The organism is Microbispora sp. H11081 (genome assembly GCF_012999535.1).
Taxonomy (GTDB): domain Bacteria; phylum Actinomycetota; class Actinomycetes; order Streptosporangiales; family Streptosporangiaceae; genus Microbispora.
The window spans coordinates 264,085-280,967 of sequence record NZ_JABBWV010000003.1 but is presented as its reverse complement, the minus strand read 5'-3'; the positions used below and the strand labels follow the sequence as shown (position 1 = coordinate 280,967).

At 71.5% G+C, this 16,883-nt stretch carries 17 protein-coding genes and 1 tRNA gene; 7 read left to right on the top strand and 11 right to left on the bottom strand.

The genetic code is table 11. From position 1 onward, the window contains the following. Positions 1-120: 120 nt before the first annotated feature. Complete coding sequence (locus HHX31_RS10905) at positions 121-2,046, top strand: Xaa-Pro dipeptidyl-peptidase (protein WP_311931729.1); 1,926 nt, start codon at positions 121-123, stop codon at positions 2,044-2,046. Positions 2,047-2,148: 102 nt separating this feature from the next. Here HHX31_RS10905 and HHX31_RS10900 read toward each other — a convergent pair whose 3' ends face one another. The 3 genes from HHX31_RS10900 to HHX31_RS10890 form a co-directional block, all read right to left on the bottom strand. Further along, on the bottom strand, positions 2,149-2,457 hold the full coding sequence (locus tag HHX31_RS10900; protein ID WP_169947786.1) for a helix-turn-helix domain-containing protein: 309 nt from the start codon (positions 2,455-2,457) through the stop codon (positions 2,149-2,151). Further along, on the bottom strand, positions 2,457-2,822 hold the full coding sequence (locus HHX31_RS10895) for a type II toxin-antitoxin system RelE/ParE family toxin (protein ID WP_169947784.1): 366 nt from the start codon (positions 2,820-2,822) through the stop codon (positions 2,457-2,459). Before HHX31_RS10895 ends, HHX31_RS10900 begins: the two co-directional genes overlap by 1 nt. A gap of 107 nt (positions 2,823-2,929) precedes the next feature. Next, positions 2,930-3,850: an oxidoreductase gene (locus HHX31_RS10890; RefSeq protein WP_169947782.1), complete on the bottom strand. Its 921-nt coding sequence runs from the start codon at positions 3,848-3,850 to the stop codon at positions 2,930-2,932. A 101-nt stretch (positions 3,851-3,951) separates the two neighbouring features. On the opposite strand from HHX31_RS10890, the gene HHX31_RS10885 reads away from it, so the two are divergent. Next, on the top strand, positions 3,952-4,833 hold the full coding sequence (locus HHX31_RS10885; RefSeq protein WP_169947780.1) for a helix-turn-helix transcriptional regulator: 882 nt from the start codon (positions 3,952-3,954) through the stop codon (positions 4,831-4,833). 15 nt (positions 4,834-4,848) lie between these two features. On the opposite strand, the gene HHX31_RS10880 is transcribed toward HHX31_RS10885, so the two are convergent. Continuing rightward, positions 4,849-4,925, bottom strand: a tRNA-Lys gene (locus HHX31_RS10880). An 86-nt stretch (positions 4,926-5,011) separates the two neighbouring features. Between HHX31_RS10880 and HHX31_RS10875 the strand changes: the two genes are divergently transcribed. Together HHX31_RS10875 and HHX31_RS10870 are read left to right on the top strand one after the other, a co-directional pair. Then, positions 5,012-5,860 carry a MoxR family ATPase gene (locus tag HHX31_RS10875; protein ID WP_169947778.1) on the top strand — a complete coding sequence of 283 codons (849 nt, stop codon included), beginning with the start codon at positions 5,012-5,014 and terminating at the stop codon, positions 5,858-5,860. After that, the gene (locus tag HHX31_RS10870; RefSeq protein ID WP_169947776.1) at positions 5,857-7,215 is read left to right on the top strand and encodes a VWA domain-containing protein; all 1,359 of its coding nucleotides are present in this window, start codon (positions 5,857-5,859) and stop codon (positions 7,213-7,215) included. The genes HHX31_RS10875 and HHX31_RS10870 overlap by 4 nt, the downstream gene beginning before the upstream one ends. Positions 7,216-7,268: 53 nt before the next feature. On the opposite strand, the gene HHX31_RS34220 is transcribed toward HHX31_RS10870, so the two are convergent. After that, positions 7,269-8,036 carry an NERD domain-containing protein gene (locus HHX31_RS34220; RefSeq protein ID WP_169947774.1) on the bottom strand — a complete coding sequence of 256 codons (768 nt, stop codon included), beginning with the start codon at positions 8,034-8,036 and terminating at the stop codon, positions 7,269-7,271. A 151-nt stretch (positions 8,037-8,187) separates the two neighbouring features. Between HHX31_RS34220 and HHX31_RS10860 the strand changes: the two genes are divergently transcribed. After that, positions 8,188-8,793 (top strand): TetR/AcrR family transcriptional regulator, encoded by a 606-nt coding sequence (locus HHX31_RS10860; RefSeq protein WP_211589557.1) that lies wholly within the window; start codon positions 8,188-8,190, stop codon positions 8,791-8,793. On the opposite strand, the gene HHX31_RS10855 is transcribed toward HHX31_RS10860, so the two are convergent. From HHX31_RS10855 to HHX31_RS10840, 4 genes are read right to left on the bottom strand one after another with little or no spacing between them, the layout of a single operon-like run. Then, positions 8,794-9,987, bottom strand: a complete 1,194-nt coding sequence (locus HHX31_RS10855; RefSeq protein WP_169947770.1) for an acyl-CoA dehydrogenase family protein — start codon at positions 9,985-9,987, stop codon at positions 8,794-8,796. Beyond that, positions 9,984-11,156 (bottom strand): acyl-CoA dehydrogenase family protein, encoded by a 1,173-nt coding sequence (locus tag HHX31_RS10850; protein WP_169947768.1) that lies wholly within the window; start codon positions 11,154-11,156, stop codon positions 9,984-9,986. The genes HHX31_RS10855 and HHX31_RS10850 overlap by 4 nt, the downstream gene beginning before the upstream one ends. A gap of 6 nt (positions 11,157-11,162) precedes the next feature. After that, complete coding sequence (locus tag HHX31_RS10845) at positions 11,163-12,368, bottom strand: acyl-CoA dehydrogenase family protein (protein ID WP_169947766.1); 1,206 nt, start codon at positions 12,366-12,368, stop codon at positions 11,163-11,165. After that, positions 12,369-13,319 (bottom strand): phosphotransferase family protein, encoded by a 951-nt coding sequence (locus tag HHX31_RS10840; RefSeq protein WP_169947765.1) that lies wholly within the window; start codon positions 13,317-13,319, stop codon positions 12,369-12,371. It abuts the gene before it with no gap. 116 nt (positions 13,320-13,435) lie between these two features. Here HHX31_RS10840 and HHX31_RS10835 point away from each other — a divergent pair, with 116 nt between their 5' ends. After that, entirely contained in the window at positions 13,436-14,014 is a 579-nt protein-coding gene (locus tag HHX31_RS10835) for a GNAT family N-acetyltransferase (RefSeq protein WP_169947763.1), read from the top strand. 1 nt (position 14,015) lies between these two features. Here the strand turns inward: HHX31_RS10835 and HHX31_RS10830 are convergent, their stop codons facing one another. Then, the gene (locus tag HHX31_RS10830) at positions 14,016-14,603 is read right to left on the bottom strand and encodes a TetR family transcriptional regulator C-terminal domain-containing protein (protein ID WP_311931728.1); all 588 of its coding nucleotides are present in this window, start codon (positions 14,601-14,603) and stop codon (positions 14,016-14,018) included. 68 nt (positions 14,604-14,671) lie between these two features. Between HHX31_RS10830 and HHX31_RS10825 the strand changes: the two genes are divergently transcribed. Beyond that, entirely contained in the window at positions 14,672-15,811 is a 1,140-nt protein-coding gene (locus tag HHX31_RS10825) for an FAD-dependent monooxygenase (protein WP_169947761.1), read from the top strand. Between the two features lie 10 nt (positions 15,812-15,821). On the opposite strand, the gene HHX31_RS10820 is transcribed toward HHX31_RS10825, so the two are convergent. Further along, the gene (locus HHX31_RS10820; RefSeq protein ID WP_169947759.1) at positions 15,822-16,709 is read right to left on the bottom strand and encodes a DMT family transporter; all 888 of its coding nucleotides are present in this window, start codon (positions 16,707-16,709) and stop codon (positions 15,822-15,824) included. Positions 16,710-16,883 lie beyond the last annotated feature (174 nt).

Sequence of the window (16,883 nt, the reverse complement as noted above, 5' to 3'; positions counted from 1 at the left end):
GAGGTCACTCTTGTCACACAAAAGGACCAAGGTCATGTCGATCACATAAAGGGATCTTGTCGACATCTAGGCACGCATGGAGATTTACGGAGACTTCCGCACCACTTCTGGAGGATCTCCGTGCTCGTACGAGCAACCCTCGCCGCCATCGCCTTGACCGCGATCGGCGTCGTACCGGCCCATGCGGCCGACGGCCCCGCCATCACCATCGACCAGGGCCGCAGCCAGCCGGTCTTCTCCTACGCCGACGCCATTCGCGAGCACGTCTACGTCGAGTCGAGTGTCGACAGCGACTCCGACGGCCGCCTCGACCGGGTCAGGGTCGACATCATCAGGCCCAGGGAGTCGGGACCGGGGCTCAAGGTGCCTTCGATCATCGACGAGAGCCCCTACTACGACAACTCCGGGCGCGGCAACGAGTCCGAGCGCAAGACGTACGACGCGGCGGGCGAGCCCCTCAAGTTCCCGCTGTACTACGACAACTACTTCGTGCCGCGCGGGTACGCCGTCCTCAACGTCGACATGGTCGGCACCACGAAGTCCGACGGCTGCCCCGACGTGGGCGGCAAGGCCGACGTGCTGGGCGGCAAGGCGGTCATCGACTGGCTGAACGGCCGCGCCCCCGCCTACCGCGAAGACGGCTCCCCTGCGGTCGCCGACTGGAGCACCGGCAAGGCCGGCATGATCGGCAAGTCGTACGACGGCACGCTGGCCAACGGGGTCGCGGCGACCGGGGTCGAGGGCCTGGAGACGATCGTCCCGATCTCCGCCATCAGCTCCTGGTACAAGTACCAGCGCTCCAACGGCGTGATCTACAACTACAACTACATGTCGTACCTGTCCCGGGTCATCGACACCGACCCGGCCGCCAAGTGCGCGGCGAAGCGGGCACAGCTGGACGTCGACGCCGACGACACCACGGGGAACTACAACGGCTTCTGGGCCGAGCGCGACTACATCGCCGGGTCGCTCGGCGACACCTCGAAGGTGCGCGCCAGCGTCTTCGTCGTGCACACGGTCAACGACCTGAACGTCAAGCCCGACAACTTCTCGGAGTGGTGGCAGGGGCTCGCCGACCGGAACGTGCCGCGCAAGATCTGGGTCGGCCAGTACCAGCACGTGGACCCCTTCGACTTCGAGGGGCGCCGTGACCTGTGGGTCGACACGCTGCACCGCTGGTTCGACCGCTGGCTGCTCGGCGTGGACAACGGGATCATGCGGGAGCCGCGCGCCGACGTGCAGGTCGGCCCGGCCCAGTGGGTCACCCAGAGCGACTGGCCCACGCCGGCCGCCTCGACCCACTTCTTCCGCCCGTCCGCCGACGGTTCGCTGAACCTCAAGCCCGGCAAGAACGGCGAGACCGCGAGCTTCACCGACATCCGTCAGTCGGAGGACGCGATGGTCGCCGACGTCGGCACGGCCAAGCCGGGACGCATCGCCTTCACCACCGGTGAGCTGCCGCGCGACCTGCGCATGTCGGGCACGCCCGAGGTGGACCTGCGAGTGTCACTCGACAAGCCGACCTCGAACCTGACCGCGCTTCTCGTCGACTTCGGCGAGGACACCCGGGTCGACTGGCGCCGTGGGCAGGGCATCACCACCCTCACCGAGGAAGACTGCCACGGCGACAGCACCGCCGCCGACGACGGCTGCTACCGGAAGGTCGTCACCAACCTGGCGACGCGTCCGCTGGAGATCGTGGCCCGCGGCTGGGTCGACGCGCAGAACCACGCCTCGCTCTCCGAGTCGTCGCCGCTGACCCCCGGCACGTACGCGCAGATCAAGTGGAAGACGCTGCCGCAGGAGTACGTCTTCAAGAAGGGCCACAGGATCGGGCTGGTGATCGCCGGCACCGACTCGAACTACAGCGGCGAGCGGGCCACCGGCACGACCGTCACCGTCGACCTGCACAAGAGCCGGGTGGAGATCCCGCTCGTGCTCGGCGTCGGCCACGCGCTGAACGGCGGCGACATTCCCAAGGACAAGGGCGCCTGGCACGGCCCCCAGCAGATCGACCTGCCGGTGCCGGACAACAAGCTCTACTGATCCTCTGACCGTACTGTGACGCCAGCGCCGGGACCCTCGTCCCGGCGCCGGCTCCGCTTGCGCGACGACCTCGGCAGGGAGGTCGCGACCACACTGCCGAGACTAGGCGGCGTGCGCCTCGAACCACAGGGACCCCACGTCATGGCCGGGGGTCAGGCGGACGTCGGCGTCGAGAGCGGCGGCCAGAAGCCTGAGCAGCGGCACCGTGGGTGCCGTACCGCCCTCCTCGATGCACTCGATGTCGTCCTCGGTCATTCCGGCGCGTTCGGCCAGTTGCGCCACGCTCAGGCCAAGGGCGGTGCGCCTGTCGTACAAGGCCTTGCCGAAGGCCAGCGCCTCGCGGATGGCGATGCGCTCCGGATCCTCGGCTGGCGCCTCCGGTCGCACCCAGCGGGTGTGGTACCCGACCATCACACCTGCCTCTCATAGGTGTCCGACACCGGTCCCTGGTGATCGCGTTCGCAGACCTTCTGCGCCCGGACCGCCCGATCGATCTGCCGCTGATCGTGCTGCCTCGCCTTATGAAAGACGGTGAGCAACACGATGGTCCTTCGCGAAGTACACCAGTACGTTACCCGGGCTGCAACGTCCCGAAGGCGAACCCGCAGTTCCCAGACAGGGCCCTCCAGGTGATCCGACCAAGGCCCGCCGAGCTCCTTGCCCTTCTCCGCTAACAGACCGGCTACCTCGTCGACTCGCTTGAAATCGCTGTCACTGAGGTTGTCGAGCCACTTCCGGACTTCTGGTTCGATCTCGAAGCCATACAGCTCACGCACCCCTGAAGACCTCCTCTTCAGCCGGTGCCGAGCCTAGCCAGGACGCTTACCTGAATTTGGAAGGTTCCATTTCTTCGACCTCGCCAACCGCCAGAACCACGACGACCTCACAGGTAGGCGACGCCGGTCAGGGCCTCGGCGGCGGTCCACAGGCGGCGCCCGACGGCCGGGTCGGCCGCCTCCGCGCTGGGGCGGACCTCCACGACCCGGCCGCGCATCTCGAAGAGGCCGGACGGTCCGAAGAACTGACCGCCGCGCACACCGGGCGCGGTCGCAGCGAAAAGCTGGGGCAGCGCCCCCCGTTCGGCCGGCTGCGTCGCCAGCAGCCCCATTCTGCTGAAGATCCGCCCCAACCGGGGGCGGTGCTCCCAGGCCCGGGGGGTGAGGTTGCTCCTGGACATTCCGGGGTGGGCGACGACACTGACGACCGGTGAGCCCGCGGCGCGCAGGCGGCGGTCGAGTTCGAGGCCGAAGACGGTGGTGGCGAGCTTGGACCGGCCGTACGCGCGGCTCGCTCTGAAGTCGCGCCGCGACATCAGGTCGTCGAAGTCGAGGTGGGCGTTCTTGTGGGTGATCGAGCTGAGGCTGACCACCCGTGCCGCCTCCGCCCGGCCGAGACTGCCGAGCAGCAGGCCGGTGAGGGCGAAGTGGCCGAGCATGTTGGTGCCCAACTGAAGCTCGAACCCGTCGGCCGTCGTGCGGGCGGGGCCGAGGATGACCACGCCCGCGTTGTTGACCAGCAGATCGATCGCCGGGAAGCCGTCAGCCAGATGCTTGGCGAACTCGCGCACCGACGCGAGCGAGGCCAGGTCGAGCTTGCGCACCTCGATCCGGGCGCGTGGCGCCGAGCGCCGGATCGCCCCGGCCTCCCGCTCGGCGGCGACGGTGTCGCGTACGGCCATGACGACGTGCGCCCCGCGCCGGGCGAGTTCTGTCGCGGTGACCAGGCCGAGCCCGGAGTTCGCGCCGGTGACGACGGCGACCCGGCCGTGCTGGTCGGGGATGTGGCTGGCGTTCCATTCGGTCATGGCGACGACGCTAGGGCGGGGGCGCCGGGATTCGGTCGTACGCGTGTGCCTGGGAACCCCAGACCTACCTTCGGCGCGGACCGCACCGGCAGACTGTCGTCATGACTGCCGACCACCCGTACGCCCGTGAGCTCGGCGATTTCCTGCGTGCCCGGCGCGGCCGGCTGCGCCCGCAGGACGTCGGCCTGGAGCCGGGGCCCCGCCGCAAGGTGACCGGCCTGCGGCGCGAGGAGGTCGCGCTGCTGGCCGGGCTGAGCACCGACTACTACCAGCGCATGGAGCAGGGCCGTGAGGTGCGGCCCTCCGACCAGGTGCTCGACGCCATCGCCTCCGCGCTCGACCTCGACGACGAGGCTCGGCGGCATCTGTTCACCCTCGCCCGGGCGGCACGGCGGCCGGCGGCCGTGCGCACCCGCCGCGCCCCGGAACGTGTGCCGGACAGCACGAGGCGCCTGCTGCACGTCATGGGAGCTCCCGCCGTGGTGCTCGGCCGGCACCTCGACGTGCTCGCGTGGAACCCGCTCGCCGAGGCGCTGCTCGGCGATCCGGCCACGTTGCCGCCCGCGCGGCGGAACATGCTCATGGCCGTGTTCGAGGATCCCGCGACCCGGGCGCACTGCCCCGACTGGGAGACGACCGCCCTGGAGTACATCGGCATGCTGCGGTCCGCTATCGCGACGGACCCTGACCACCCGCGCGCCACGACGATCATCGGTGAGCTGAGCATCCGCAGCGCGGACTTCCGCCGGCTCTGGGCCCGGCACGAGGTGCGTGAGACGGTCCACGGGACGAAGCTCTTCCGGCATCCGCAGGTCGGCGAGATCACCCTCACCTGGGACGTCTATCCCCTGCCCGGCAACCCCGGGCCGGTCCTGCTCGTCTACACCGCCGAGCCCGGCAGCGCGGACGACGAACGCGTCCGGCTGCTCGCGTCCCTGCACGCCGGCCAGGACCGGGAAACGCGGAAAGCCCAGGCCGGATGACCTGGGCTTCCGATGTGGTGCGCCGCCAGGGACTCGAACCCCGGACCCGCTGATTAAGAGTCAGCTGCTCTAACCAACTGAGCTAGCGGCGCAGAACTCTTAGAGGTTATCGCACACCTCAGAGCGGTCAAAATCACGCTAGAGTAGAACAAAGTTCGGTTATTTGGTTGGAGCGCACATGTGGTTCGCCTCGCCCGACGTCGTCCGCGAGCGGCTGGAAGCCGCCGGCTATCTCGCCGACGACGGCACCGCGATGTCGGTGTTCCTCGCTGGAGCGCTGGGCAAGCCGCTGCTGGCGGAGGGCCCGGCGGGGGTGGGCAAGACCCAGCTCGCCAAGGCCGTCGCCGAGGCCACCGGCGCCCGGCTCATCCGCCTGCAGTGCTACGAGGGCCTGGACGAGGCACGCGCGCTGTACGAGTGGAACTACAAGAAGCAGTTGCTGCGCATCCAGGCCGACGACGGCGCGTGGGACGACATCTTCTCCGAGGAGTTCCTGCTGGAGCGCCCCCTCCTGAAGGCGATCAGGAGCGAGGAGCCCACCGTGCTGCTCATCGACGAGACCGACAAGGCCGACGTCGAAGTCGAAGGACTGCTGCTCGAACTGCTGTCCGACTACCAGGTCACGATCCCCGAGCTGGGCACGATCACCGCCGCGCGCCGGCCGTACGTCGTGCTGACCTCGAACGCGACCCGCGAGCTGTCGGAGGCGCTCAAACGGCGCTGCCTCTATCTGCACATCGGCTATCCCACCCCGGAGCGGGAGCGCGACATCCTGCTCGCGCGGATCCCCGGGCTGCCCGCGAGCATCGCCGATCAGCTCGCCCGTACGGTGGCCACGCTGCGCGCGCTGGAGCTGAAGAAGTCGCCGTCGATCGCCGAGACCGTCGACTGGGCGCACACCCTGCTCGCGCTGGGCCGCACCGAGCTGGACGAGGCGCTGATCGGCGAGACGCTGGGCGTGGTGCTCAAGCACAACTCCGACCAGGTGCGGGCCGCCAAGGAGCTCGGCCTGCCGTCCCGGTCATGACGACTCCGGGGTCCCTCGTGGACCGGCACGTGCGGTTCGTCCACGCGCTGCGGGCGGCGGGGCTGCCGGTCTCGCCCGCCGAAGGGCTGGACGCGGCCCGCGCGCTCATGGTCGTCGACCTGTCCGACCGGGAGACGCTGCGCGAGGCGTACGCCGCGACGCTGGTGAAGCGGCCCGCCCACCGGCCGGGCTTCGACACGCTCTTCGACCTGTGGTTCCCGCCGGTGATCAGCGGCGGTGCTGAAGCCACCGCCGTCGGGGAGAACGCCGAGCTGCCCGAGCTGCGGGAGCGGCTGGCGGAGCTGCTCATGGGCGACCCGGCCGATCCGGCGTTCCGGGAGTTCGCCAGGGCCATGGTCGGACGGTTCGGGCAGGTCCAGGCGGCCCCCGGCAGGCAGTCGTGGTTCTCCTTCCCCGTGCTGCGCGCGCTGTCGCCGGAGACGCTGGTGGCCCGGATGCTCACCGTCATGCTCGACGAGCGCGGCGGCCTGCCGGAGAAGGTCGCCAGGCGGCACATCTCGCGGACCACCGAGGCGTTCACCGAGGCCGTCGCCGCCGACGTACGCCGCAGGATCGCCGAGGAGTCGGGGGTCGAGAAGATCGCCAGGTCAGTGGTCAGGCCGCCGATCGACCAGGTCGACTTCCTGCGCGCCACCAAGGAGGAGCTGGCGAGGCTCAGGCGGGAGGTCTATCCGCTGGCCCGCCGCCTGGCCACCCGGCTGACGATCCGGCACAAGCACGGACGGCGCGGGCGGCTCGACTTCCGCCGTACGGTCCGGGCGTCGCTGCCGACGGGCGGGGTGCCGCTCACCACCCACATGCGCCCGCCCCGCCCGCACCGGCCCGAGCTGGTGGTGCTGTGCGACGCCAGCGACTCGGTCTCCACGTTCTCGCACTTCACGCTGTTGCTGACGTTCGCGCTGCGGGAGCAGTTCACCAAGGTGCGGGCGTTCGCGTTCGTGGACGAGGTGGACGAGATCACCCGCCTGTTCGCCCCCGGCGCGGACGTGCTGGACGCCATCGGCCGCCTCACCAAGGAGACGGACATCGTCAGGTTCGGCCGCACCAGTTACGGCCGCGTCTTCGAGCGCTTCGCAGAACGGTTCCCCGACGCGGTCGGACCACGGACGTCGCTGCTGATCCTGGGCGACGCCCGGTCCAACTACCAGGCTCCCGCGCTGGGCGCGCTGAAACGGCTGGCCGGGCAGGCGAGGCACGCCTACTGGCTCAACCCCGAGCCCATGGCCCACTGGGACACCGGGGACTCGCTCGCCACGTCGTACGGCTCGGTCGTCCCCATGCGCGAGTGCCGCAACGTCGCCCAGCTCGCCGCGTTCGTCGAGACGCTGGCCTGAGTCGATTCCCTTCGCCTGAATCGACCCGCCGCGACCGACGCCGCCGGAGGCGCTCAGCGCATGCGGCGCAGGATGCGGGCCGCCGTGCGGGACAGCAGCTCGACCTGCTCCTCGGTGAAGTCCGCGGAACCGTGGGAACGGATCCAGCCGGCGATCCTGAGCGGGTAGGCGACGGTCAGCCCTTCGCCGTGCAGCACGCCGCCCCTGGCCTTGATCTTCCCGCCGTGCACGGCGAGCACCGGGGCGATCGAGACCTCGATGCCGGTCTCCTTGGTCAGCAGCGCGGCCATCGACCCCGCGGCGGAGATGAGGCCCTTGGCGACCGAGGTGCCGAACTTCTCGTCGAAGAACAACCGCTCGCCGTACCGCGCGATCAGCGTGTCGGGCGACCACGCCTCGTTGTCCACGATCCAGATGCCGCCCGGCCCGATGACGAGGTGGTCGATCGACACCTCGCCCGGCACGGCCCGGCCGTCCATCACCTGGTAGCCGTGCCGGCGCAGCCCGAGCCGCAGCAGCCGCCCAGTGCGCACCTCGCCACGGCGCTTGCCCCGCCACACCGCCGTACGCTCGTGCAGGCGCCAGGCGACGAACAGATCGACGCCTCCCGCGATTAGGCCGAGCCCGAGGCCGGCGGCGATCAGGTTCAGCCCGAGCTTCGGGCCCACCAGGGTGCCGACGACGAATCCCGCGGCGGCGATGACCGCCCGTATCCGGATCCGGTTCTTGCGCCCGGCATACCAGAACGTCTCGTACAGGTTCTGCGGCGACGCGCCGGTGAACCTTTCGTCCCTAGGGACGTAAATGGACCCATTGGGCACGCGGACCCCCCACACTAGGCATGCGGTTTTCTCCGGGATACCCGACCGGGAATCCCAACCCTCCTAAGGTGAGGGAAGTAGCGCAGATACGCCAGTGCCGACACTTGACCGACCAGTCGGTATGCTTTTCCGGGACACGAAGGAGGTCGGCATGGCCCGCCGCGTAACGGGGGATCGCGCGCACCTGGAGGAGCCGGTACGGCAGCGCCTGCTCGCCGAGGCCACCCGGCTGTTCGCCGGACGAGGGTTCGAGAGCACGTCGGTGCAGGAGATCGTCGCGGCGGCCGGCGTCACCAAGGGCGCCATGTACCACTACTTCGATTCCAAGGACGACCTGCTCCGCGAGATCTACGCGCGGGTGCTGCGCCTGCAGATGGAGCGCCTCAACCGGTTCGCCGAAGCCGAGGGCCCGGTGGCCGAGCGGCTGCACGCGGCGGCCAGGGACGTGGTGGTGACCACCGTCGACAACCTGGACGACTCCAAGATCTTCTTCAGGTCCATGCACCAGCTCGCGCCGGAGGCGTACAAGAGCGTCAGGGCCGAGCGGCGCCGCTACCACGAGCGGTTCCGCGACCTCGTCATGGAGGGCCAGCGTGACGGCGTCTTCCGCGACGACGTCCCCGCCGAGATGGTGGTGGACTTCTTCTTCGGCTCGGTCCACCACCTCGGCACCTGGTATCACCCCGACGGCCCGCTGTCCGGCCAGGAAGTCGGCCGCCACTTCGCCGACCTCCTGCTCAACTCGCTGCGCCCGTAGTCACGCGGGGGCGGGAAGGCCGGCCGGGCCCGCCAGCGCCTCGCGGTGGTCGCCCGGCGTGCCCAGCGCGATCTGGTCGGCCTTGGCCCGCTTGAGATAGAGGTGAGCGGGGTGCTCCCAGGTCATCCCGATGCCGCCGTGGAGCTGCACGCACTCCTCTGCCGCGCGCACCGCCACCGCCCCGCAGTGGGCCTGCGCCACCGCCACTGCCACCGCCACGGCCACCGCCTCGTCGCCCAGCGGCCCCGCGGTGGACGCCTCGGCCAGCCGGGCGGCGGCGTTGCGGGCCGCGGCCCTCGCCCCGGCGACCTCCAGCCACAGGTCGGCCAGCCGGTGCTTGACCGCCTGGAACGACCCCACTGGCCGGGCGAACTGCCTGCGCTCCTTCACGTACGCGACCGTCGTGGTGAGACACCATTCGGCCACGCCGAGCTGTTCCGAGGCGAGCAGCCCGGCGCCGCGCGTCAGCGCCTCCCGCACCCAGGGCGCCCGCGTGCTGTCCGTAGGGCCGTCGGTCGTGGCGACGACGCGGGCGGGCGCGGAGCCGAACGACACGGTCGCGATCGGCCTGGTCAGGTCGAGGGAGGTGACCGGCGTGACCCGCACCGCCTCCCGGCCGGCCGGGGACGTCTCCACCGCGCACAGGCCGGTGCCCTGCCTCCCGGACCCCGGGAGCCGTACCGGCACGAGCAGGACGTCGGCGGCCTCCGCGCCGATCACCCCGGTGACGGTGCCGGTCACCGTGCCGTCCTCGCCGAGGGTCGCCGCCGGGCTCGGGAGCGCGTACGGCGAGGCGGCGAACGACACCGCGAGCGCGGCCGTCGCCTCCCCCGCGGCCAGCCGTGTCAGCAGCTCCTCCGCGACGTCTCCCCCGGCCGTCAGCAGGGCCTGGGTGGCGAGGACCGCGCTGCTCAGGTACGGCACGGGGGCTACGGCCCGGCCCAGCTCCTCCAGCACGACGGCGGCCTCGCGGGCCGACGCCCCGCCCTCGTGGGAGGCGGCGCCGCCGAGCTCCTCGGGGATCAGCAGCCCCGCCGCGCCGACGTCGCGGGCCAGCGCCTTCCACAGGTCCGCGTCGTACGGCGCGCCGGACTCGACGGAGCCGAGGACGGCGGCCGGGGAGCACTTGGCGGCGAGCAGGTCGCGCACGGCGGCCCGCAGCTCCTCCTCCACCTCGGTGTACAGCAGCGTCATCGGGGGAGGTCCTTCCAGGCGACGTCCTTGTCGGCGCGCGGCTCGGCGGGCAGGCCGAGGACGCGTTCGGCGATGATGTTGCGCAGGATCTCGGAGGTGCCGCCCTCGATCGAGTTGCCCTTGGCGCGCAGGTAGCGGTAGCCCGCCTCCCTGCCGACGAAGTCGACCTTGTCGGGGCGGCGGAAGGTCCAGTCGTCGTAGGCGAGGCCGTCCTCGCGGAGCAGTTCGACCTCCAGGCCCGACAGCTCCTGGTGCAGCCGGGCGAAGGCCAGCTTCATGCCCGACCCCTCCGGCCCCGGATGCCCGGCGGCGAGCTGCTCGCGCAGCCGTACGGCGGTCAGCCGCATGACCTCCGAGTCGACCCACAGCCTGAGCAGCCGCTGGTGCAGGTCGTGGGTGCGCAGCTCGGGCCGGGAACGCCAGGTCTCGGCGACGACGCCCATCATCGTGCGCCGGCTCGGCGTGCCGCCGATGGCGACGCGTTCGTTCATGAGCGTGGTCTGCGCGACCCGCCAGCCGTCGCCCACCTCGCCGAGCCGCAGCGCGTCGGGCAGCCGCACCCCGGTGAGGAAGACCTCGTTGAACTCGGCCTCGCCGGTGATCTGGCGCAGCGGGCGCACCTCGACACCGGGGGCGTGCATGTCGCACACGAAGTAGGTCAGCCCGCGGTGCTTGGGCACGTCCGGGTCGGTGCGGGCCACGAGGATGGCCCAGCGCGCGGTGTGCGCGCTCGACGTCCACACCTTCTGGCCGTCCACCACCCACTCGTCGCCCTCCCGTACGGCGCGGGTGGCGAGCGTGGCGAGGTCGGAACCGGCGCCGGGCTCGCTGAACAGCTGGCACCAGACCTCCTCGCCCGTCCACAGCGGCCGCAGGAAGCGCCTTTTCTGCTCCTCGGTGCCGAAGGCGAGGATCGTGGGGGCGGCCATGCCGAGGCCGATGCCGATCCGGCCCGGCTGGTTGTCCGGCGTGCCCTTCAGCTCCCGGTCGGCCACGGCCTGCAGGTCGCGGGACGCGCCGAGCCCGCCGAGGCCCTCCGGGAAGTGCACCCACGCCAGCCCGGCGTCGAACCGGGCGCGCAGGAACTCCAGGCGGTCCATGGCCGCCGGGTCGTGCTCCGCGAGGAAGGCTCTGGCGTGCTCGGCGACCGCCGCCTCATCCCATGTCACGAAATATCACCCCTGGTACTTCTTGAGCTCGCGGTAGGCCAGCGACCGCTTGTGCACCTCGTCGGGGCCGTCGGCGAAGCGCAGCGACCGCGCCCCCGCCCACAACGCCGCCAGCGGGAAGTCCTGGCTGAGACCGCCCGCGCCATGCGCCTGGATGGCCTTGTCCAGGATCCACTCCACGGTCGCCGGGCCAGCGATCTTGATGGCCTGGATCTCGGTGTGCGCGCCCTTGTTGCCGACCGTGTCCATCAGCCAGGCCGTCTTCAGCACCAGCAGGCGCAACTGCTCGATGCGCACCCGCGACTCGGCGATCCAGTCCTGGATCACCCCCTGCCGGGCCAGCGGCCTGCCGAACGCCTCCCGTTCCAGCACCCGGCGGCACATCAACTCCACGGCCCGCTCGGCCATGCCGACGAGCCGCATGCAGTGGTGGATGCGCCCTGGCCCGAGCCGCGCCTGGGCGATGGCGAAGCCGCCGCCCTCCTCGCCGATCAGGTTGTCCACCGGCACCCGTACGTCCTCGAACACCACCTCGGCGTGGCCGCCGTGGTCGGCGTCGTCGTAGCCGAAGACCGTCATGCCGCGCCGTACGGTGAGGCCCGGGGCGTCCCGTGGGACCAGCACCATGCTCTGCTGCCGGTGCTTGGGCGCCTCGGGGTCGGTCTTACCCATCACGATGAAGACCTTGCAGTTGGGGTTCATCGCTCCGGTGATGTACCACTTGCGGCCGTTGATGACGTAGTCGCCGCCGTCCCTCCTGATGGAGGTCGCGATGTTGGCCGCGTCGGAGGAGGCCACCTCGGGCTCGGTCATCGCGAAGGCCGACCTGATCTCACCGGCCAGCAGGGGCTCCAGGTACTCCTTGCGCTGCCACTCGCTGCCGAACTCCGCGAGCACCTCCATGTTGCCGGTGTCCGGGGCGGCGCAGTTGGTGGCGGGCGGCGCGATGGCGGGCGACCTGCCCATGATCTCGGCGAGCGGCGCGTACCCCAGGTTGGTCAGCCCCGCGCCGCGTTCGCCCGGCAGGAAGAGGTTCCACAGGCCGCGCGAGCGGGCCTCGGCCTTGAGGTCCTCCAGCAGGGGCGGCGGGCTCCACCCACTGCCTGCCGCCTGTTCGTGGAAGGCGTGCTCCGCGGGATAGACGCACTCGTCCATGAAGGCGAGCAGCCGTTCCCGATAACGCTCGGTGGCCGCGTCGAACCCGAAGTCCATTCAGACCTCCATCAGCCCGCGGGCGACGATCGGGGCGACCTGGTCGCCGATGTCGGCGAAGCCCTCCCCGACCGTGAGCCCCTTGGTGTATCGGAAATGGATGCCCTCGGCGATCACCGCGAGCTTGAAGCAGGCGAGGCCGACGTACCAGCCGAGCCGGGACAGGTCGCGGCCGGACGCCTCGCCGTAGTGGGCGGCCAGCTCGGAGCTGGGCGGCGTCTCCCCCGCCGCGCCCCGGTCGAGCGTGGCGAACTCGCCGTACAGGAGGAACAGCGCCAGGTCGGTGAGCGGGTCGCCGAGCGTGGACATCTCCCAGTCGAGCACGGCGCGCACCTCGCCGCCGGCGATCAGCGTGTTGCCGAGCTTGAAGTCGCCGTGGACGATCGCCGGCGCGCCGGAGACGGGCACGTCCCTGGCCAGCCGCTCGTAGAGGTCGTCGATGCCGGGGACCTCGCGCCCGCGCGAGGCGTCGAGCTGCCGCTTCCACCGGGCGACCTGCCGCTCCAGGAAGCCCTCCGGCCTGCCGAAGTCGCCGAGGCCCACGCTCTCCGGGGCGATCGAGTGGAGCGCGGCCAGCACGTCGACCAGCCGGTGGGCGAGGGCGGGGGTGAGCGGCGGCTGTCCGCCCTCGACGTACTCCATGACGTAGAAGGGCGCGCCGACGACGTCGGCGTCCAGGCAGAGGTGATGGGTGCGCGGGACCGGCACACCGGTGTCCTGGAGCGCGCTCATGACCCGGTATTCGCGGCCCATGTCGTGCGCCGTCGCGAGGACGTGCCCGAGGGGCGGCCTGCGCACGACGTACGTGCTCTCACCGTCGCCGACGACGTACGTCAGGTTGGACTTGCCCCCGACGATCAGCTCGGCCGTGAGAGGCCCTCGGGTCAGGCCCGCACGCTGGAGGTGCCCGGCGAGGCGAACGAGGTCGAGGCCGGGCGGGTCAGGGTTCACGGGAAAAGCATACCGACCAGCCGGTATGTGTGTCGACAGAGCCGCGAAGTGGTCGCCCGACATCGGGCCCGAGTGGCCCTCCGCCAGGAGGACGCGCCGCCGATACCGTCGGGCGCATGACCGCGAAGATGCCCGCGCCGGCCGTGCTCGACGGCCGCGTCGTACGCCTGGAGCCACTCTCCCCCGGCCACGTGCCCGACCTGTTCGCCGCCGCGCGGGGCGAGGAGGTCTGGCGTCACCGGCCGGAACCGGTGCCGGAGACCGAGGACGACATGCGCCGGATCGTGGGCGGGCTGCTCGGCGACCCCCGCACCACGCAGTTCGCCGTGGTCCACAGGGAGACGGGCCGGGCGATCGGCTCCACCGGCTACTGGGAGGTCGGCGGCTTCGCCGGGAGCGTGGAGATCGGTTCCACCTGGTACGGCCGGGCCTACTGGCGCACCGCCGTCAACACCGAGTGCAAGATCCTGATGCTCGACCACGCGTTCGCTCTCGGGTTCGTCCGCGTGGTGCTGAAGACGGACATCCGCAACCTGCGGTCCCAGGCCGCCATCGAGCGCATCGGCGGCGTGCGGGAGGGCGTGCTCAGGCGGCAGTACCGCCGCCCCGACGGCACCTGGCGTGACAGCCCCTACTACTCGATCCTGGACGACGAGTGGCCGGCCCACCGCGCCCGTCTGACGGCCGCCCGGTAGGTCACACGCTCGTGACGACGCGGAGCAGGTCCCGGAAGGCGGCCTTCAGATCCTCGACGGGCGGCACGCCCCCCGCGCCGACGACCGCGTCGAACAGCAGCCCCTCGACGTAGGCGACCAGCCGGCGGCCGCGCCGTACGGGGTCGGGCGAGCCGGCGGCGGCCAGCATCGCCGCGGCCTGCTCACGGAACCGGCGCCCCATCCCGTCGTACGTCTTGCGCAGTTCGGGACGCCGGGTCGCCTCCAGCGCCAGTTCGTAGCGCGCGATCGTGGTCTCCCGGTGCTCGGTGACCGCCGCGTGCACCGCCCTCGCCAGGAGATCCGCCATCTCGTCCGCGTCCGGGGACACGACTGGGGGCACGGCCGCGCTTTGGGTGGCCGCGGCGGCGAAGACGGCCTCCTCGCGCTCGGCGAGCCGGGCCAGCGTGAGCTCCAGCAGCGCCGCCCGCGTGCGCGCGTGGTTCGAGGTGGACCCCGGCGGCAGCCCGGCGACCTCGTCGACCGCCCGGTGGGTGAGACCGCGCATCCCCCGCTCGGCCAGGATCGCGATGGCCGCGTCCGCCACGAGGACCGTCCGCTGACTGCTCACCCTCACATCGTAGGGGGGGACTACAGCCGTAGTATGCTTACTACAGATGTAGTGAGGAGGAGGCGGGCATGGCGCACGCAGTGGTGATCGGGGCGGGCATCGGCGGGCTGACGGCGACCCTCGCCCTCGCACGCAAAGGCTGGTCGGTGACCGTCCTGGAACAGGCGGCGTCGCTCGAACCGGTGGGCGCCGGGCTGGCCGTCGCGCCCAACGCGCTCAGGGCGCTCGACGTGATCGGCGCCGGCGACGAGGTCAGGAGGCTCTCCGCGATCCAGGGCCGCAGCGGCATCCGGGTGCCGGACGGCCGGTGGCTGTCCCGCACCACCGCCGAGGACGCCGCCGCGCGGTACGGCGACCCGATCGTGCTGCTCGCGCGGTCGTCGCTGGTCGGCATCCTCGCCGAGCGCCTGCCGCAGGGCGCCCTGCGGTTGAACACCCGGGTCGAGTCCGTCGACCCCGCGACCGGCCGCGTCACCGTGCGGGGGACGGCGGAGACGATCGAGGCCGACCTGGTCGTGGCGGCGGACGGGATCAGGTCACGGACCCGGTCGGCCCTGTTCCCCGGGCATCCCGCACCGGTCTACGCGGGCGTGACGAGCTGGCGGATGATCGTGCCGCTGGCCGGAGAGACCGGCGCGTCGGAGACCTGGGGGGCGGGGCTCGTCTTCGGGGTCATGCCGCTCGTGGGCGGCCAGGTGTACTGCTACGCCACCGCGCCGGTCCCGGCGGGCCTGCGCGCGGCAGACGAGAGGGACGAGCTGCTCCGGCTGTTCGGCCGCTGGCACGACCCGATCCCCGCACTGCTGGCCGCCGCGGACCCGGAGGCCGTGCTCCGCCACGACATCCACTGCCTGGACGCCCCGCCGCCCGCCTTCCACGCGGGGCGGGTCGCGCTGCTGGGCGACGCGGCGCACCCCATGACGCCCAACCTCGGACAGGGCGCCTGCCAGGCCATGGAGGACGCCGTGGTGCTCGCCGAACGCGTCTCACCTCACGACGACCCGGCCGCGGGGCTGGCCGTCTACAGCAGGGAACGGCTGGCGCGGACGACGCCGATCGTGCGAAGGTCACGGGCGATCGGCCGGCTCACCCGGTGGCGCAACCCGCTGGCGGTCACGCTGCGCGACGGCGCCATGCGTGCGGTGGGCCGCTTCGGGCCGAACGTCGCGATGCGGCAGTTCGACCCGGTCTTCGACTGGCGGCCCTGAAAGCGGGAGCTCACGCCGCCTCGGGCGTACTCACCGCTTCGCCGATCCTGTCCGGCCCGGCCGGAGCGGGCACGCGCTTCGAATGGTCGGGCGCGAGACGGCCGAGGGTGATCGTCCCGGCGATCAGCAGGGCGGCGGCGAGCAGCGCGGGGATCACCTTGTCCACTCCCGTGGGCAGCGACTCGCCCAGCAGCAGCGCCCCAGCCGTGACCGAGGTGATCGGGTCGACGACCTGGACCCCGGCGTAGGCGATGCCGAAGTAGCCCACGGCGTACGACTTCTGCAGCAGCACCACGGCGCAGACCAGCAGCACCGGGATGGCCAGGGTGAACCAGTGCAGCAGGCGGCCGAGGTCGCCTTCGAGCCCGCCGCCGACGACCCGGACGAACGTGGAGACGGTCGCGGTGACCGCGCCGGCGCCGACCGCCATCAGCAGCGCCTTCGCCGGGCCCCTGAGCCGGCGCGCCAGGATGAACGTGACGGCGACCACCAGGCCGACGCACGCGATCAGCCCGATGGCGTCCCCGTCCGACAGGACCGGGGTGACGTTGTGCGCCGGGACCAGCAGCATCAGGCCGAGCAGTCCCACCGCCACCGCGATCGACCCGGCGATCTCGGCCCGGCGCGGGCGTCTGCCGTGCAGTGTGGCGGCGAGCGGCACCGCGAAGACGAGCGTCGCCACGCTCACCGGCTGGACGACGACGAGCGGCGCCATGCTGAGGGCGACCGCGTGCAACGACGCCCCGGTGAAACCGATCACCCCGCCGATCCACCAGCGGGGCCTTCTGACGAGGGCGAGGGTCGCTCCCTCGCTCACCGCCTCGAACTGCTGCAGCGCCGCGCCCAGGGCGTACCCGAGCGCGCCGACGAGGGCGATAGCCAGTCCCACCCAGGTCATGGGCGCCCGCCGGTGTGTCGAGAATTCACCACGCAAGCTTAGGGACATACCACCACCCCCGTCCCCCCACCACCCCGCCGTGATCTTGCAAAAGGTTGCACACACCCACGCCGAGCTGGCCCTTCACCTTCCGTGATCATGCAAAAGGTTGCACCCAGCCCAGCTGAGCTGGGC

Excerpts from the sequence above, each read along its gene's own strand:
- HHX31_RS10900 (WP_169947786.1), bottom strand. The coding sequence starts at position 2,457 with ATGGTCGGGTACCACACCCGCTGGGTGCGACCGGAGGCGCCAGCCGAG.
- HHX31_RS10890 (WP_169947782.1), bottom strand. The coding sequence starts at position 3,850 with ATGACCGAATGGAACGCCAGCCACATCCCCGACCAGCACGGCCGGGTC.
- HHX31_RS10885 (WP_169947780.1), top strand. The coding sequence starts at position 3,952 with ATGACTGCCGACCACCCGTACGCCCGTGAGCTCGGCGATTTCCTGCGT.
- HHX31_RS10875 (WP_169947778.1), top strand. The coding sequence starts at position 5,012 with ATGTGGTTCGCCTCGCCCGACGTCGTCCGCGAGCGGCTGGAAGCCGCC.
- HHX31_RS10870 (WP_169947776.1), top strand. The coding sequence starts at position 5,857 with ATGACGACTCCGGGGTCCCTCGTGGACCGGCACGTGCGGTTCGTCCAC.
- HHX31_RS10860 (WP_211589557.1), top strand. The coding sequence starts at position 8,188 with ATGGCCCGCCGCGTAACGGGGGATCGCGCGCACCTGGAGGAGCCGGTA.
- HHX31_RS10855 (WP_169947770.1), bottom strand. The coding sequence starts at position 9,987 with ATGACGCTGCTGTACACCGAGGTGGAGGAGGAGCTGCGGGCCGCCGTG.
- HHX31_RS10845 (WP_169947766.1), bottom strand. The coding sequence starts at position 12,368 with ATGGACTTCGGGTTCGACGCGGCCACCGAGCGTTATCGGGAACGGCTG.
- HHX31_RS10835 (WP_169947763.1), top strand. The coding sequence starts at position 13,436 with ATGACCGCGAAGATGCCCGCGCCGGCCGTGCTCGACGGCCGCGTCGTA.
- HHX31_RS10825 (WP_169947761.1), top strand. The coding sequence starts at position 14,672 with ATGGCGCACGCAGTGGTGATCGGGGCGGGCATCGGCGGGCTGACGGCG.
- HHX31_RS10820 (WP_169947759.1), bottom strand. The coding sequence starts at position 16,709 with ATGACCTGGGTGGGACTGGCTATCGCCCTCGTCGGCGCGCTCGGGTAC.